Source organism: Dactylosporangium sp. NPDC051541 (assembly GCF_044454505.1).
Classification (GTDB): Bacteria; Actinomycetota; Actinomycetes; order Mycobacteriales; family Micromonosporaceae; genus Dactylosporangium.
In genome coordinates this window covers 235,862-251,767 of the sequence record NZ_JBITDU010000013.1, presented here as the reverse complement: position 1 = coordinate 251,767, position 15,906 = coordinate 235,862, and the positions used below count along the sequence as shown (strand labels likewise).

Annotated in this window: 17 protein-coding genes; 9 read left to right on the top strand and 8 right to left on the bottom strand. The window is 69.9% G+C overall.

The window, feature by feature from the left end; translation table 11 throughout:
- Positions 1 to 151 precede the first annotated feature (151 nt).
- Positions 152 to 925 carry a GNAT family N-acetyltransferase gene (locus ACIA8L_RS42725; protein ID WP_395913811.1) on the top strand — a complete coding sequence of 258 codons (774 nt, stop codon included), beginning with the start codon at positions 152 to 154 and terminating at the stop codon, positions 923 to 925.
- 98 nt (positions 926 to 1,023) lie between these two features.
- Here ACIA8L_RS42725 and ACIA8L_RS42720 read toward each other — a convergent pair whose 3' ends face one another.
- On the bottom strand, positions 1,024 to 2,586 hold the full coding sequence (locus ACIA8L_RS42720) for a discoidin domain-containing protein (RefSeq protein WP_395913809.1): 1,563 nt from the start codon (positions 2,584 to 2,586) through the stop codon (positions 1,024 to 1,026).
- 168 nt (positions 2,587 to 2,754) lie between these two features.
- On the opposite strand from ACIA8L_RS42720, the gene ACIA8L_RS42715 reads away from it, so the two are divergent.
- Both ACIA8L_RS42715 and ACIA8L_RS42710 read left to right on the top strand, forming a co-directional pair.
- A complete protein-coding gene (locus ACIA8L_RS42715) occupies positions 2,755 to 3,096 on the top strand; it encodes a hypothetical protein (RefSeq protein ID WP_395913807.1) in 342 nt (113 codons plus the stop codon).
- Between the two features lie 50 nt (positions 3,097 to 3,146).
- Positions 3,147 to 3,410: an ArsR/SmtB family transcription factor gene (locus tag ACIA8L_RS42710; RefSeq protein WP_395913806.1), complete on the top strand. Its 264-nt coding sequence runs from the start codon at positions 3,147 to 3,149 to the stop codon at positions 3,408 to 3,410.
- Here ACIA8L_RS42710 and ACIA8L_RS42705 read toward each other — a convergent pair.
- A complete protein-coding gene (locus tag ACIA8L_RS42705; protein ID WP_395913804.1) occupies positions 3,407 to 3,919 on the bottom strand; it encodes a DUF1360 domain-containing protein in 513 nt (170 codons plus the stop codon). The two genes, ACIA8L_RS42710 and ACIA8L_RS42705, sit on opposite strands and share 4 nt — an antisense overlap.
- 62 nt (positions 3,920 to 3,981) lie before the next feature.
- Positions 3,982 to 4,371: an MmcQ/YjbR family DNA-binding protein gene (locus ACIA8L_RS42700; protein WP_395913803.1), complete on the bottom strand. Its 390-nt coding sequence runs from the start codon at positions 4,369 to 4,371 to the stop codon at positions 3,982 to 3,984.
- Positions 4,372 to 4,389: 18 nt separating this feature from the next.
- On the opposite strand from ACIA8L_RS42700, the gene ACIA8L_RS42695 reads away from it, so the two are divergent.
- A complete protein-coding gene (locus tag ACIA8L_RS42695; protein ID WP_395913801.1) occupies positions 4,390 to 5,013 on the top strand; it encodes a pentapeptide repeat-containing protein in 624 nt (207 codons plus the stop codon).
- Positions 5,014 to 5,491: 478 nt separating this feature from the next.
- On the opposite strand, the gene def is transcribed toward ACIA8L_RS42695, so the two are convergent.
- Together def and ACIA8L_RS42685 are read right to left on the bottom strand one after the other, a co-directional pair.
- Entirely contained in the window at positions 5,492 to 6,007 is a 516-nt protein-coding gene (gene def / locus ACIA8L_RS42690; protein WP_395913799.1) for a peptide deformylase, read from the bottom strand.
- 22 nt (positions 6,008 to 6,029) lie between these two features.
- On the bottom strand, positions 6,030 to 7,523 hold the full coding sequence (locus ACIA8L_RS42685) for a long-chain fatty acid--CoA ligase (RefSeq protein ID WP_395913797.1): 1,494 nt from the start codon (positions 7,521 to 7,523) through the stop codon (positions 6,030 to 6,032).
- A gap of 74 nt (positions 7,524 to 7,597) precedes the next feature.
- On the opposite strand from ACIA8L_RS42685, the gene ACIA8L_RS42680 reads away from it, so the two are divergent.
- Positions 7,598 to 8,359: an alpha/beta fold hydrolase gene (locus ACIA8L_RS42680; RefSeq protein WP_395913795.1), complete on the top strand. Its 762-nt coding sequence runs from the start codon at positions 7,598 to 7,600 to the stop codon at positions 8,357 to 8,359.
- Here ACIA8L_RS42680 and ACIA8L_RS42675 read toward each other — a convergent pair.
- Positions 8,339 to 8,749 (bottom strand): hypothetical protein, encoded by a 411-nt coding sequence (locus ACIA8L_RS42675; RefSeq protein WP_395913793.1) that lies wholly within the window; start codon positions 8,747 to 8,749, stop codon positions 8,339 to 8,341. The genes ACIA8L_RS42680 and ACIA8L_RS42675 overlap by 21 nt on opposite strands.
- A 5-nt stretch (positions 8,750 to 8,754) precedes the next feature.
- Positions 8,755 to 10,710 (bottom strand): glycogen debranching N-terminal domain-containing protein, encoded by a 1,956-nt coding sequence (locus ACIA8L_RS42670; RefSeq protein WP_395913791.1) that lies wholly within the window; start codon positions 10,708 to 10,710, stop codon positions 8,755 to 8,757.
- 127 nt (positions 10,711 to 10,837) lie between these two features.
- On the opposite strand from ACIA8L_RS42670, the gene ACIA8L_RS42665 reads away from it, so the two are divergent.
- Genes ACIA8L_RS42665 through ACIA8L_RS42650 form a run of 4 tightly spaced genes read left to right on the top strand, consistent with a single transcriptional unit; the run spans position 10,838 to position 14,936 of the window.
- Complete coding sequence (locus ACIA8L_RS42665; protein WP_395913789.1) at positions 10,838 to 11,827, top strand: LacI family DNA-binding transcriptional regulator; 990 nt, start codon at positions 10,838 to 10,840, stop codon at positions 11,825 to 11,827.
- A 24-nt stretch (positions 11,828 to 11,851) separates the two neighbouring features.
- Positions 11,852 to 13,072 carry an extracellular solute-binding protein gene (locus tag ACIA8L_RS42660; protein WP_395913788.1) on the top strand — a complete coding sequence of 407 codons (1,221 nt, stop codon included), beginning with the start codon at positions 11,852 to 11,854 and terminating at the stop codon, positions 13,070 to 13,072.
- Positions 13,072 to 14,121, top strand: a complete 1,050-nt coding sequence (locus tag ACIA8L_RS42655; protein ID WP_395913786.1) for a carbohydrate ABC transporter permease — start codon at positions 13,072 to 13,074, stop codon at positions 14,119 to 14,121. The genes ACIA8L_RS42660 and ACIA8L_RS42655 overlap by 1 nt, the downstream gene beginning before the upstream one ends.
- Positions 14,121 to 14,936: a carbohydrate ABC transporter permease gene (locus tag ACIA8L_RS42650; RefSeq protein ID WP_395913784.1), complete on the top strand. Its 816-nt coding sequence runs from the start codon at positions 14,121 to 14,123 to the stop codon at positions 14,934 to 14,936. Before ACIA8L_RS42655 ends, ACIA8L_RS42650 begins: the two co-directional genes overlap by 1 nt.
- 203 nt (positions 14,937 to 15,139) lie before the next feature.
- On the opposite strand, the gene ACIA8L_RS42645 is transcribed toward ACIA8L_RS42650, so the two are convergent.
- The gene (locus ACIA8L_RS42645) at positions 15,140 to 15,712 is read right to left on the bottom strand and encodes a TetR/AcrR family transcriptional regulator (RefSeq protein WP_395913783.1); all 573 of its coding nucleotides are present in this window, start codon (positions 15,710 to 15,712) and stop codon (positions 15,140 to 15,142) included.
- Between the last annotated feature and the right edge of the window lie 194 nt (positions 15,713 to 15,906).

Below are 15,906 nucleotides of genomic sequence, written 5' to 3'. Positions count from 1 at the left end.
GGCGAGACGAAACCGGCGTGGTCGGGGGCGCTCGGTAGCGCGGCCCGGATCGGCGCGAGCAGCGCGTCGGCGTTGGCTGGCATCCGGGCGAGACGAACGGCCACCCCGCCGCTCACCCCGCCGCGACGGGCAGCGGCATTACGATGCGGCCGTGCTGATTCGTGCGAAAACGCCGGACGACGCTGCCGCGAGCCTCGAGTTGCTGCTCGAGGTGCATCGGGAGGATCACTACCCGTTGTACATCACCGCCGAGGAGGTGCCGGAGTTTCTCGACTCCGGGCATGAGACGGCGGCCTGGGTGGCGGAGGACGACGGACGCATCGTCGGGCATGTCGCGCTCCACACGCCCGACGAGGACCCGACCGTGGAGCTCGCCAGCGAGAAGACCGGCATTCCGGTCGGGGGGCTGGCGCTGCTCGCGCGGTTGTTCGTCTCGCCGTCGATGCGGCGCACCGGGCTGGGCCGGTTGCTGCTGCGGCATGCGGCCGATCAGGCGCCGAAGCTCGGGCGGCGGGCGGTGCTCGACGTGGGGATGCAACTGGCCACGGCGGTGGCACTGTATGAGCGCGAGGGGTGGGCCCGGGTCGGCGAGCTGCATCTCCCACTCGACCCGGACACCATGCTTGATCTTTGGGTGTACGTCAGCCCAGAACCGACGATCAGCCTGGAGCCAGCTCTCGACCCGGAGCCGGCGCTCGGCCCGGAGCCAGTTCTCGGCACGGAGCCAGCTCTTGGCACGGAGCCAGCTCTCGACCCGGAGCCAGCTCTCGACCCGGAGCCAGCTCTCGACCCGGAGCCAGCTCTTGGCACGGAGCCAGCGATCGACCCGGAGTTGGCGACCAGCCCGGAGCCAGCCCTCGGCCCGGAGTTGGCGGCCAGCCCGGAGCCAGTTCTCGGCACGGAGCCGACGATCAGCCCGGAGTAGATGATCGGCTCAGAGCCAACAATGAGCTTGGAACCGACGGTCTGCCCGGAGTCGGCGACCGACCCGGAGCGGACGATCGACCCCGGGCCGACCGCGTCTCAATAGCCGATCGCTGACGCTGCGACCGTGCGCAGGTTCGCGGCGACCGCGTTAGCGAGGTACAGGTCGGGCAGGTTGCGAGGGGACTCGCGCAGCAGGATGCCGTACAGCGTCGCCGCGTCGAGATAGATCGCCGTGTCGTTCGGGTGTTTGCCGTCCGCGACGATCAGGTATGACGTGCCTTTGCCGGCGATGATCGTCTCGAACTCGTCGCTGATCGGGGCGATCAGGTTCGCCTGACCGAGGGCCGCCGACATCGCCGTGTAGCCCGAGTCGATCGCGGCGGTCTCGGCGGCGCGGGTCGCGAACGGGGCCGGGTCGACGAGCGCCCAGTTCTTGAACAACACAACCTTGCCGCCCGGTTTGAGCGAACGCGCGAACGTCGGCGCGTAGGTGTTCACGAGGGTGTTCGTCGCCTGCGCGGGGTTGGTCGCGACGAGCGTGCTGTACTCCTGCAGGACGATGAAGTCGTACTGTTTCGTGCCGCTCAGCGCGGCCGCGACCTCGCCGCCGTCCCAGGTCTGCTGCAGCGTGTTGCCGAAGTGGATGACCTCGGTGACGTTGACCGTGCGGCCGGCCGCGGTCGCGAGGTGGCGGACCAGCGCGGGAGTGTCCTCACCGGTGGCGGCGGTGGCGGTACCGATCAGGCTGTTGCCGACGAACAGAACGTCCACCGGGGACTGCACGGTTGCCGTCGCGGTGATCGTGAAGTGCACGGTGTAGGCCGCGCCGAGCTGCGTACCTGTGCTCGTATAGGCCTGGGCGGTGAGCGTATAGGCATCCGGCGCCGCCAGCAGTGGACAGTCGGTGTAGTCGTTGCACAGGAAGTACGGCTGCTGCGTCTCCGTTCTTGCATAGCTTGTGCCCTTGGCGCCGGTCATCGTGAACGCGACGCTCGTCGGGGACGCACCGGCGGCCAGGTCGGCGCGGACGCTCAGGCCACGGTTGGCCAGCCTGGTCAGGTCGACGACGGTGCCGTCGACGAGCGGGCCGGGGCCGAGGATCGGCTTGCGAGTGGCGTTGTTGACCAGCGTGAGGCCGTTGATCGCGCGGGTGGCGGCCGGGCTGCCGGTGCCGAAGACCTGGAACTCCCAGAAGGAGTACCCGTAGGCGGCCAGTGCGCGAACGGTCAGGTTGATGCGCACGAATCGCGCAGTACCGGTAGCCGCGATGCTCTGTTTGCCGCCCGGACCTGTCGTTGTCGAATACGCCTGGGTGTACGCGCTCCCGTCGGACGAGAACTGGATGCTGAACGCCTTCGCGTACGCGTTCTCCCAGGCGATGTCGATGCGACTGACGGTCGCGGCCGAGCCGAGGTCGACCTGGAACCACTGCGTCGCCGCGAACGCGCTCGACCAGCGGGTGCCGGTGTTGCCGTCGACGGCGGCGGACGCGGGGGTGCCGCCGTTCTCCTGCGAGGAGGCGGTGACGGGCCGGTTCTGCGACAGCACCACGTCGGCGGCGTGGGCGGGCGGGACGGCGGCGACGGTGACCGCGGCGGTGATGGCCGCGGCGGCGGACAGGACGAGCGCGCCCCAGAGCAGGCGCAGTCGAGAGGTCATGGCGGTGACTCCCAGATGCGAGAAGCGAAATTGATCTTGCGAGAGAGCGCTCTCTGGCAAGCATCGTCACTATCGCATCCGCGCCGCGCGCGCGGACCCGGCCGCGCGTTGTGTTCATTGAGTACAGGGGCCGGTCAACACTTAGCGATTCTGCTAAGCTTCCGGGCCATGACCGAGGACGAGAACCTCACCATCATCAGCACGTACCGTGTGCGCGCCGACGCTCTGGGCGAGTTCCAGGAGCTGCTCGGGCGCCACTGGCCGGTCCTGCGCGAGCTGGAGCTCGTGACGGCGACCGCGCCGCAGTACTACGCCGGCGACGCCGGGCCCGACGGCGGCGTGCCGATCGTCGAGATCTTCGAGTGGTCGAGCGGCAGCGCGGCCCAGCACGCCCACACCCACCCCGCGATCTCCGAAATCTGGGAGCGGATGGCCACGATGTGGGCGCCGGGCAGCACCGAACCGGTGCGCGCCCACCTGGCCGTCCACCCGCTCGAGGTCGCGCACTGACCAGCGGCGGCCTCAGCCGGGGCGAGCGCGAGCTGCACGACATCGAGGCGGTGTTCCACGCGCTCGCCCACCCGACCCGCCGGCACATTTTGCAGGTTCTGCACGCCCGGGGCGGCGCGATGACGTCGGGCCAGCTCGCCAAGCGGTTCTCGCACGCCTGGCCAACGGTGACCCGCCACCTGCGCGAACTCGAGGCGGCGGGCCTGGTCGCGGTCACCGCCGTGGGCCGCGAACGCCACTACGCACTCGACGTGCAGCGCCTGAACACGATCACCGACCTGTGGCTGCGCGCGTTTCGCACAGAACGATCCTAGGAACCGCCCGCGGACTTCTTCGCGGCGTCGTACGCCAGGTGCAGGAAGTCCGAGCCCGCGACCGCCGCCGCCACGCCCATCCCGAACCGGGTCAGCCGCGGCGCGAACACGAGGCCCGCGGCCAGCCCGCCGGCCACCCAGACGCCGGTGCAGAACGGGCAGGTGAGCAGCTCGCCGACGGCGTGCCGGGCGCCGTGCCCGCGCGGGCTCTCGTTGAGCTCCGCCTCCCCCGCCGGCTCCTCGAACTCGGTGAACGGCGCGCGCAGCGGACTGGTGATCGCGTCCTTGGTGATCAGCCGCGACACCTTGTGCGTCGCCACGGCCAGCAGCGCCAGGTCCCCCGCCGCGGGCCGTTCGGGCAGCTGCCGGCCGGTCAGCCGGGCCACCCCGGCCACGGCGCCGGCGGCCGCCGCGAACACGCCGAGCACAGTCGCGTACCCCCGCAGCGGTCGTTCGTCGGAAGCTTTGCGCGCATATGAACGGGCCGTACGGGAATCGATGTCCACCATGCGCATCCGCTACCCGGCTGTCGACGCCCGGAAACAGCAACGCGCAGTGAGGTTTGCACGGGTCAGCGTTCGGCGAGGAAGGCATCGGCGAGGCGCGGCGGGGCCTTCGCCAGCCACCCGTCCACTAGCGATTCCTCAAGATGCGGCAGGTGTACTGCCTCAAGCCGCACCAGCACCGCGGCGTACCCGTTGAAATGCGGGATCGTGAAGAACCCGGGCCGCTCCTGGGCGAGCACGGCCTCCTTCTCCCCCAGATCGGCGACCACGATCGCCAGGATCGGCCCGGCCGGCACCTCGGCGCCGCCGAACCGTTTGATGTCGGCCTTGCTGAACGGCCGCTCCCACGCGAACGTCTTCCCGGCGACGTCCCACGATCGGTTGCCCCGGCTCTCGCCCTCGACCACTTCCGGCAGGCGCGACGCCAGCTCCGCGACTTCGTCCAGCGTGACCATGACACCAAAATGGACCCCATGAGCCGTCCCCGCAAGGCAACACCCGGCAAGTCGCCCGCGCTAGACCGGCAACCGCTTGAGGTCGACTGGCTGGCCGGACCACTGCGCGACCTCGAACACGCCGATGCCCGTTTCGAGCACGCCGACCTGACCGAGGCGGACATCGCCGCATCGACGTTCATCCGATGCACGTTCGTGGCCGTCCGCTTCAACTGCGCGCAACTGACCGAGTGCACATTCGCCGACTGCACGTTCATGGGCTGCAACTTCTTCGACACGCAATTGAGCGACTGCACCCTGGCCGGCAGCACATTCGACCGCTGCACGTTGAGCGGCACGGTCATCACCGGCGGCGACTGGACAGAAGTGAGCATGCCCCGCGCAGACCTGTCGCTCGCCGAGTGCACGAACGCGCGTTTCCACCGCGCGGACCTGAGCGCCGCAAACTGCCAGGGCGCCATCCTGACAAACGTCGACTTCGCCGGCGCCACTGTCGCCGACGCCGACTTCACGGGCGCCGACCTACGCGGCAGCGTCCTCACCGCATTCGACCCGCGCACAGTCACCCTCCGCGACGCCATCATCACCGCAGACCAGGCACCCGACCTGGCAATCGCCGCGGGCCTGCAGATCAGGCTGTAAACAAGCAGCCAGGAACGAACGACCGCGGCAACGAGCGTTCAGCGATCGAGCAATGCGAAGGCGGACGGTCGCGGAACAAGCAGTCAGGAAACGAGCAGTCAGAGCACGGACAGCCGCGGAAACGAACGATCAGGAAACGAGCAGCCCTCGAAACGAACAGCCACAAAACGGACGGCCGCGGAAACGAGCAGCCCGAAACGAACGGTCGCGGAAACGAGCAGCCGGGGAAACGAACGGTTGCGGAAACGAGCGACCGGAGAAACGAGCAGGCAGACAACGGACGGGCACGCAAACGAACGGCCAGGAAACGAGCAGCCCTCAAACGAACGGCCACAAAACGGACGGTCGCAGAAACGAGCAGCCCGAAACGAACGGTCGCGGAAACGAGCAGCCGGGGAAACGAGCAGGCAGACAACGGACGGGCACGCAAACGAACGGCCAGAAAAGGAGCGGTCACGGAACGAGCGGTCAGAACAACTCAGCGGTCGGACAGGCCGGCCTCGGCCAGGATCTTGCGGCGCCGACGACCGGAGAGCAGGTCGACGTACACGACGCCGTTCAAGTGATCGCACTCGTGTTGCAGGCAGCGCGCCAGGTAGCCATCGCCGGTCACAGTCAGCTCGCGGCCCTCGACGTCGAACCCGGTCACGGTGGCCACCGCGGCCCGGCGCAGCTCGGTATGCGGACCGGGCACAGACAAGCAGCCCTCAGTGTCCTTCACTGTCGCCGGCGACGCGAACGGCTGCAGCACCGGATTGACGATGTGCCCTTTGTGCTTTTCTCCGCTCGCATCGGGCACGTCGAACACGAACACGCGCAGCGCCACGCCGATCTGGTTGGCGGCGAGGCCGACCCCGTTCGCGGCCCGCATCGAAGCGCGCATGTCCTCGACGAGCCGAGCCAGGTCGCGGTCGAAGTCGGTCACGTCCGCGCAAGGCTGATGGAGCACCGGCTCGCCGTACAACGTGATCGCCTGCGCCCTGCCCTTCGCCATCAGACCACGTTACAGAACGCGATCAGGAGAACGACCGGCGCAGTTCGCGCTTGAGGACCTTGTGGCTCGGGCCGAGCGGCAACTCCTCGACGAAGTGCACCCGGCGCGGGTACTTGTGCCGGCCCAGACGCTCCTTCGACCACTCGATGAGTTCGTCTTCGCTCAGCGGTACTGCCGGATCGCGCACGACCACCGCGCAGATCTCCTCGCCGTGCACAGAGTCGGGCACGCCGATGACCGCGACCTGCATGACGGCCGGGTGCCGGGCCACGGCCTCCTCGACCTCGCGCGGGTAGACGTTGAACCCGCCCCGGATGACCAGGTCCTTCTTGCGGTCGACGATGGTGATGAACCCGTCGGCGTCCTTGGTGCCGAGGTCGCCGGAGCGGAACCAGCCGTCGACGACCGCCTGCGCGGTGTCGTCGGGCCGGTTGAGGTACCCGGCGAACACGTTGTGACCGCGGATGACGATCTCGCCGAGCGTGCCCGCGGGAAGCAGCTCGACGCGCTCCTCGATCTCCGGCCGGGCGATCTCGACCTCGACACCCCAGATGGCGTGGCCGACGGTGCCGGCGCGGGTGCCGAAGTGCGGCTGGTTCGTCGTGGCGGTCGGGGACGTCTCGGACAGGCCGTACCCCTCAAAGATGTTCGTCCCGAACGCCGCGTTGAACTTCTCGAGCACGGCCAGCGGCAGCGCCGCCCCGCCGGAGATGCACAGCCGCAGCTGCGGCAATTGCGCACGACCCTCGGCCGCGGCGAGCAAAGCGACATACATGGTCGGCACGCCGTGGAAGACGGTGACGTTCTCGCGCACCATCACGTCCAGTGCGGCGTCACCGGTGAACCGGGCGAGCATCACCAGGGTGGCGCCGAGGCGGAAGGTGCCGTTCATACCGACGGTCTGCCCGAACGTGTGAAAGAGCGGCAGGCAGCCGAGCACGACGTCGGACGAGCGCGCGTCGTTCGCGTCGAACACGTTCACGACGGTGTTCATGACCAGGTTGAGGTGCGTGAGCACGGCACCTTTCGGTTCGCCGGTGGTACCGCTGGTGTAGAGCACGACCGCGGCGTCCTCGGGGGCCCGGGAGGCGTAGGTGGGCAGCGGCTCGGCCCCGAGCAGGTCCGCGGGCGCGATGACGGGGACGCCCGCGAGCTCGGCCGCGGCCTGGCCGGTCACCGCCTGGCTCGGGTGACAGATGAGCAAACGCGCATCGCTGTCCCGCAGCGTGTACGCCACCTCGTCCGCTGTGAGCAGCAAATGGACAGGAACGACCACCGCACCCAGGGCGAGCGCCCCGAAGTACACCCGGGGGAAATCGACGACGTTCGGGATCTGCACCGCGACCCGGTCGCCGGGCCGCACGCCCCGTTCCCGCAGGCTCGCGGCGCAGGTCAGCGCCTCGCGCCAGAGAGTTTCGTAGGTCACCCGCTGCTCGCCGTCGACGACGGCGATCTTCCGTGGGTACTTGCGGGCCGACTCGGCCAGGACGGCGGCGAGGGACAGGGTCGCGCTCATGCGCTCTAAACTAACGCTGGAAGTTTTTCGCCGCCAGCCTCAATCTGCACGTTCCATGCACTAACCTGCCGTGGATGGAACGGTTCCGCGCGTCCGACGGGGTCACCATCGCCTACCGCCGCTGGGGCGCGCCCGGGGAGCATCCGCCGGTTGTGCTGCACCACGGGTTCGTCGTCGACGCCGTCACCAACTTCGAGGCCCCGGGCGTGGTGGCGGCCCTGGTCGCGGCGGGCCGGGAGGTGATCGCCCCGGACGCCCGCGGTCACGGCGCCTCGGGCAAGCCGCACGACTCGGCCCTCTACGGCGAGCCGCGCATGGCCCGCGACCTCGCCCAACTGCTCACCCATCTCGGCGTCGACGAGCTCGACCTGGTCGGCTACTCGATGGGCGGCGTGGTGTCGGCGATCTTCGCGACGCACGACCGCCGGGTCCGCCGCCTGGTCCTGTCCGGCGTCGGCGCGGGCCTGGCCGAGCTCGGCGGCCTCGACACCCGCGCGATGCCACCGGCCGAGGTGGCCGCGGTCCTGCTCACGGAGTCGGCGACGGCGGTGGAGGTCTCGCCGGCGAAGGGCTTCCGCACCCTGGCCGACGCGGTGGGCGCCGACCGGGTCGCGCTCGCCGCCCAGGCGTACGCCGCGCACAAGACGCCGATCCGGCTCGAGCAGATCACCGCGCCGACGCTCGTCCTGGTCGGCGCGGACGACCCCCTCGCGGCCCGCCCGCAGGATCTGGCGGCCGCGATCCCGGGCGCGCAATGGCGCGTGGTGAGCGGCGACCACACCACCACGCTGCGCTCCCCGGCCTACATCCCGGCGCTACTGGACTTCCTCGGCTGAAGGCTGTGCCGGGAGCCGGTTGTCCTCGGCGTGCACGATCGTGCACTCGGCGGCGTCCTGTTCGCGTTTGCCGCGACCATAGAGCCCGACCGCCGCGGCCGCGGTGTCGGTGACCTCGTCCGGCCCGACATACGTGAGCAGGTCCGGGTGGTGGCTGGTCACCACCCAGCCGGGACCGGGGTCGAGCGGGATGACGGTGAAGTCGCCGGCCGGCGAACCCGGCGCCACCGGACCGTATTCACGCAGCACCGCGACCGCCGACTCGCCCAGGTCCGCACCGGGCTCGGCGGCCGGCAGCACGACGACGGTCCCGTGCTCGAAGACGACCCAGGACTTTCCCTCGCCCTGGATGATCCGCCGCCACAGCGTTGCCACATCGTGTTCAGCCATGCCACTCATTCTCGCGCGGCCACCGCCGCCCCGCCAACGGAGAGACCTTCGAGTCCGCTGTGGACGGTCGCGCTACCGTGGGCGTTCACCGAGACGTCGACCGGCACGCCGCCAATGCGCAAGCCTCGGATTCGGTACTCCCCGATCGGCGACGGACGCATGGGTCGCAGCGTGACCCGTCCGGCCGGCACGTCGACGTCGAGCCCGAGGAGCGCGGTGAGCAGCGCCGGCCCCGCGGCCGCGGACCAGGCCTGTGGACGGCACGCGGCCGGATACGGGGTGGGCGCGTCGTCCCCGCCGTACAGCTCGGGCAGCCGGAACCCGAACCGCTCCCCCGCCGCCAGCAGCGCCCGCACGAGCGCCGCGGCCTCGGTGGAGTGCCCGTCGCGGACCAGCCCGAGCAGGGCGATCGCGGTGTCGTGGGGCCAGACGGAGCCCAGATGATAGGAGAGGGGGTTGTACCCGCCCGACTCCGGCGCCACCGTGCGCAGCCCGAACGGCGAGGCCAGGGCCGCGACGTGCCCGGCGACGGCGCGGCTCTCCTCGGCGTTGAGCAGGCCGGTGCCGAGCAGGTGGCCCATGTTCGACGCGATGCTGTCGACCTGCGCACCCGAGCCGTCCAGCGCGATCGCCGGGTAGCCGCCGGGGCACCAGAACGCCTTGCGGAACCGCTCGGCCAGCCCGGCCGCCCAGGCCCGCCACCGCTCGCCGCCGCCGCGCCCGAACGCGTCGAGCAGGGCGGCACCGTCGAGCGCGGCCCGATACGCGTACCCCTGCACCTCGCTCAACGCGAGAGGCCCCTCGGCGATGCGACCGTCGGCGTGCTGGACGCCGTCGCCGGAGTCCTTCCAGCCGTGGTTGGTGAGGCCCTTGGCGCTGGCCCGGTAGGCGATGAAGCCGTCGTGCCCGGCCAGCCAGCCCAGCGCCCGCTCCACATTGGGCAGCAGCGGCTCCACTTCGGACGGTGCCAGGCCCCAGCGCCACGCGTCGGCGAGGGTGCTCACCCACAGCGCGGTCGCGTCGACGGTACCGTAGTACACGGGCGGCAGGTGGTAGGACGCGTCCGGCGGGCGGACCTCGTGCAGGATCTTCCCCGGCTCCTCGTCGGTGTCGGGGTCGTGCCGCACGCCCTGCCGCCGGGCGAGGGCGCGCAGGGTGCCGGCCGCGACCTCGGTGCCCATCGGTAGCGCGAGCCGGGCCGCCCAGAGGGAGTCGCGGCCGAAGAGCGTGAGATACCAGGGACTGCCGGCGGTGTAGTACACGTCGGGCCCGTCGGTGCGCCGCAGCGCGTCGAGGTCCTCGGCCCCGGTCCGCACGAGCTCATCGAGGCGCCGATCGTCAGCGGTGACCGACAGTACACTGGAGACGGGTTCGTCGGCGGCGACGTCCACATCGGACCGGGTGAAGGTCAGCCGCGCGCTCCACGTCTGCCGCGGTGGCAGCGTGATGTCCCACCGCAGTTGCGGGCCCGCGGGAGCCGGCTGCGCCGCCACCGTCACGGTCATGCCGTCCGGAGCTGCTGCGCCTTCCGCCACGTCCACAATGGACAAGCCGGACGTGTGACCGTCCTTCACGGCGCCCATCCGCGCGAAGTCCGTCGCCGCGCGCACTTCGACACGAACGGACAGCGTCGCGTGCGAATTGTTCGCCAGGATGAGCGTTTCCGTGCCACCGCGCGGGGTGGCCGTGCGGCGGCGGGTCAGCGTCACGGTCGGGTCCGCGCCGTCGTCGCCGAGCTCGCGCACGACCGCGGTGAACTCGGCCGTTGCGGCGTCGACGCGTCTGGCCCCGATCGGGACCGGGACATGACCGGCCACGGTGACCGCGAACCGGGCCAGCACCCGGCGGTCCTCGACGTACAGGCCGTCAGGGTCCCCGGCGAGCTCGCCGGAGGGTCCGCTGAGCCAGGTCGCGGGGGCGGCCACGCACGTGACGTGCTCGTGCAGGTAGGGCTGGCGCATCGACCCTCCTCTTGACAACTCGATGACCGGGTGAGACGGTGCCGTCATCCGGTGTTGAACGTTCAAAACCCGCAATTCGAGATTTGAACGTTCAACACGACGCACCATACGACATCAGGGAGCGATTGTGCAGCCCACCGTCGAGGACGTAGCGCGAGCCGCCGGGGTGTCCCGGCAGACCGTGTCCAACGTGCTCAACGCGCCCGAGCGGGTCCGGCCGGAGACACGCGCCCGGGTCGAGGCGGCCATCGCCCAGCTCGGATACCGGCCCAACCGCCTGGCCCAGGGCCTGCGGGCGGCCTCGTCGCGGATGATCGGTTACCGCATCGAGCCCGTCCACCCGCACGCGCTCGGCAGCATCCACGACCGGTTCCTGCACGCCCTCGCCGACGCCGGCCGCGCCGAGGACCACCACCTGCTGCTCTACACCGCCGACGACCCCGACGGCGAGATCTCCGGCGCCGTGGCCCTCTACAAGGCCGGCGCGATCGACGCCCTCGTGCTCTACGGCCTGCACCCGGGCGACCCGCGGCCACCGGCGCTGCGGGCCCACGGGGTGCCGTTCGCGGCGTTCGGCCGCACCGGCGACGACGACGGCCACCCGTGGGTCGACGTCGACAACACGGCCGGCACCGCGGCCGCGACCCGGCACCTCGCCGAGCTCGGGCACCGCCGGATCGCGTTCGCCGGCTGGCCCGACGGCTCCGCGGTCTCCGACCGCCGCGCCGAGGGCTGGCGCGAGACGTGCGCCGGCCTCGGCCTCCCGCTCGGCCCGGACCTGCGCGGCGAGGACTCCATCGCCACCGGAGCGGCGCTCGGCGCGCGCCTGCTCGACGACCCCGACCCGCCGACCGCGGTCGTCGCGGCCACCGACACGCTCGCCGCCGGGCTGCTGCGGACCGTCCGCGCCCGCGGCGCCGAGCTCGCCGTCGTCGGCTTCGACGACACCCCGACCGCGGCCGCCCTCGACCTGTCCAGCGTCCGGCAGCCGATCGAGGCGGCCGGCCACGCGATGATCTCCGCCCTGCTCAACCCCCCACCGGCGGACGGCTCGCAAGCCGCCCGCCTGCTGCCCCCCGAACTGATCGTCCGGGGGTCCAGCACCGGCACGTCCTGACACCCCCATAGGAGTGATCCCACCATGAGACACATTCGGCCCGCCCTGGCGCTCATACTCGCAACCACCCTCGCGTTCACGTCGGCCTGCGGCGACGACGGCAGCGGCAACCAGGGTGAGGCCACGGGCGCGAAGCTGACCATGTTCGCGTTCTCATCCTCCCCCGCCGAGGACGCCGTGCTGCGCAAGGCCATCGACGACTACAACAAGCAGGGCAAGAACACCGTCGAGCTCAAGGTGCTGCCCGAGTACGACACCGCGCTGACCACCGCCCTCGCCGGCGGCGAACCGCCGGACGTCTTCTACGTCAACGACAACAAGCTGCCGGACCTGGGCAAGAGCGGCGCCCTGGAGGCGATCGGCGACCAGGTCGACAACCCCGGCGACTTCTACGACACCCTGAAGCAGTCGTTCACGTACCAGGGGACGTACTACTGCGCGCCCAAAGACTTCTCGACGCTGCAGCTGGTGTACAACACCGCCGACTTCCAGGCCGCGAACCTGCAGCCGCCCAAGACCTGGGAGGAGCTGGCGACCACCGCGAAGGCGCTCACCAAGCCCGGCCACCCCGGGCTCGTGCTGGCACCGGAGTTCTACCGGTGGGGCGCGTTCTTCGCGCAGGCCGGTGCGTGGCCGACCGACGACAACGTCACGAAAATGACGATGGACACGCCGCAGATGAAGACGGCGCTGCAGTACCTCACCGACAACCACAAGGCCGGCAACTTCGGCACCCCCGCGGCGGTCGGGGCCGGCTGGGGCGGCGAGGCCTTCGGCAAGGGCCTGACCTCGATGACCGTCGAGGGCAACTGGATCGTCGGGGCGATGAAGAACGACTTCCCCAACACCAAGTACGCCGTCGCCGAGCTCCCCGCGGGCCCGGCCGGCAAGGGCACCATGTCGTTCTCCGTCTGCTACGGCGTGGCGAAGGCGTCGAAGAACAAGGCCGCCTCGCTCGACCTGGTCAAGTTCCTCACCTCGCCCGACGAGCAGCTCACCATCACGAAAGAGTTCCCCGTGATGCCCTCGCGTAAGTCGCTTGCCGATAAGTGGCTTGCTGACAAGCCGGAGCTGAAGGCGTTCGTGTCCGGCGCCGACTACGCGAAGAAGTCGGTGTTCGTGCCCGGCTTCAGCACCGTCATCGACACGTTCAACGACGGCATCCAGGGCCTGGCGAAAGGCAACAAGCAGGTCGACGAAGTCGTGACCGGCACGCAGAAGGCCGGCTCCTCGGTGCTCGGCTGATGAGCACCACCACGCCCGTTCCGGCTGCGCGCACGCGCGGCCGGAGCGGGATCCGCGGGCGACAGGGTGCGGCCGGCTGGCTGTTCGTGTCGCCCGCGCTCATCCTGCTCGCCGTGTTCATGGTCGCGCCGATCCTGCTCGCACTGTGGGTGAGCTTCCGCGACTGGAGCGGCCTGGCCCCGCTGTCCGCCTCGACCCCGACCGGCACGGACAACTACCAGGACCTGCTCACCAACACCGGCATCGTGCGCGGCGACTTCGCCAAGAGTCTGCGCAACAATGTGTACTACGTCCTGGGAGTAGTACCCGCGCAAACGTTCTTGGCCTTGGTTCTGGCCGTTATCGTCAATGCCAAGCTCCTCAAGGGACGGACGTTCTTCCGGGCCGCGTTCTACTTCCCGTCCGTCACCAGCTCCATCGCCGTCGCGTTCATCTTCGTGTTCCTGTTCAGCCCCAGCGGTGTCGTCAACTCGGTCCTGTCGGCGCTGCTGCCGGGCAAGATCGGCCTGGTCTGGCTGGACGACTCCGACGGGCTCATCCACCTGCTGCTGCGCACCGTCGGCGTCGACTCCGCCCCGGGCCCGCTCCGGCACGAGTTCCTCGATCTGTCGTGGTGGGAGTGGCTGTCCGGGCCGAGCGTCGCGCTGAGCTCCATCATGATCCTGGCCACCTGGACAACAACGGGCACGTTCATGCTCATGTTCCTGGCCGGCTTGCAGAACATCCCGACCGAGGTCGAGGAGGCGGCCGAGGTCGACGGGGCCAGCCGCACGCAACTGTTCTGGCGGGTGACGCTGCCGATGCTCAAACCGACACTGTTCCTCGTCATCACCCTGGGTCTGATCGGCACATGGCAGGTTTTCGACCAGGTGTACGCGATGACGTCCGGCGGCCCGCAGAAAACGACACTGACGCCGGCGTACCTCGTCTACCGCGAAGGCTTCCAGAACTCCTCGATGGGCCGGGCGGCCGCGATCGCGTTCATCGTGTTCGTCATCATCCTCGTCTTCACCGGCCTGCAGCGGCTGGTCCTGCGCAGGGAGCGCTGATGGTTCGCCGGGCCGCACTGACGCTGTTCGCCGTCATCTTCATCTATCCGTTCATCCTGTCCCTGGCCACGTCGTTCAAGTCCCGCCCGGAGGTGGCCGCCCACCCGGTCACCCCGTGGCCCTTGCACTTCGACCTGCGGGCCTGGAGCGACGTCCTGCTGCACAGCGACTTTCCACTATGGACGTTCAACTCGATCGTCGTGACGGTGGCCGCCACACTGCTGCGGGTGTTCCTGGACTCACTGGCCGGATACGCGTTGGCCCGCTTGGAATGGCGCGGTCGAAGCATTGTCTTCGCCGGGGTCGTTTCAGTCTTGGCGGTACCACCAATCGTACTCACCGTTCCAAGGTTCTTGGTTCTGAAGGAACTGACCCTGCTGAACTCGTACACGGGACTGATCCTGCCCCTGGCCGTGGACGCCATGGGCATCTTCCTCATGCGACAGTTCTTCGTCGAGCTCCCCCGCGAGCTGGAGGAGGCGGCCCGGATCGACGGCGCCTCGATCTTCGGCGCGTACTGGCACATCGTCCTGCCCCTGGCCCGCCCGGCCCTGCTCACGCTGACGATCCTGTCCTTCCAGGGCGTCTGGAACGAGTTCCTCCTCCCCCTCATCGTGGTCCGGGCCAGTCCATCACTGTGGACACTCCCGTTCGGACTGTCCACTTTGGGCCGCGGCGGCGCGGGCGGCCAGTCCTACGACTATCCGGTGATGATGGCCGGTTCGATCCTGACGATCATTCCCGTCGCCATCGTGTTCATCGTCTTTCAGCGCTTCTTCGTCCGTGGCGTGGCCGCGTCGGGCGTCAAGGGCTGAGGCAGGCTGCTTGCGCGCCGCGAGGGTGCGCAAACCGGCCGTTACCTCGACATCAAGCCGTTGGCGCGATCCGGCAGTCACGATGACCATCATGAGCGAACGTGCACGGACCATCAGCTACGACATCAGGGCGTCGGCGCGGGCCCGGCAGTCACGGTGGCCGCAAATAAGCATGCACAAACCGGCCGCAGCTCGACATCACATCAAGTCGTCGGCGGCGACCCGGCGGTCACGATCGCCGCCGTGAGCGAACGCAGGCGGTCCGTCACTTCGGCGTCGCGGTCGGGTGAACCCTCGTCGAGCCACAGCACGATCCCGTCGACGACGACCGAGAACGACAGCGCGGCCGTCCACCGGCGCAGGTCATCCGGCACCGACTCCGGAATCCCGCGCAGGGCCGCGGCGAGCGCCCGGTCGCGGAACCCGGCCACGTACGACGCGAACTGCGGCTCCCGGGCCGCATGCCGGAACAGCAACGCGAACGCGGCCGGCTCGGCCCGCGCGGCCGCGAGGAGCTGCCCGATCATGTCCGGTGCGGGCGCCCGGTCCCGGAACCGCAGCGCCTCCGCGAGCCGCTCCCGGGTCTCGTCGAGCACTCGCTCATACAGCGCCTGCTTCGAGTCGAAGTGCCGGTAGATGATGAGTTTCGTGACGCCGGCCTCGGCCGCGATGTCCTCCATGGACGTCGCCGCGAACCCGCCCACGCCAAACGCACGGGCCGCCGCCGCCAGAATGCTGGCGACCCGCTCGTCGCGCTTCAACAACTTGCGTGTCACGCCGTCAGTCTGCCGCCAACCGCGCACCGCACCGCACACGGGTCCACCACATCCCCCGCAACCGCCCACCGCCCACCGCACGAACGCTCACCGCACGAACGCTCACCGCACGAACGCTCACCGCGGAAAACGTACACCGCACGAACGCTCACCGCACGAACGAGTGACGCGGAAATGCGCGGTGCACGGACGAG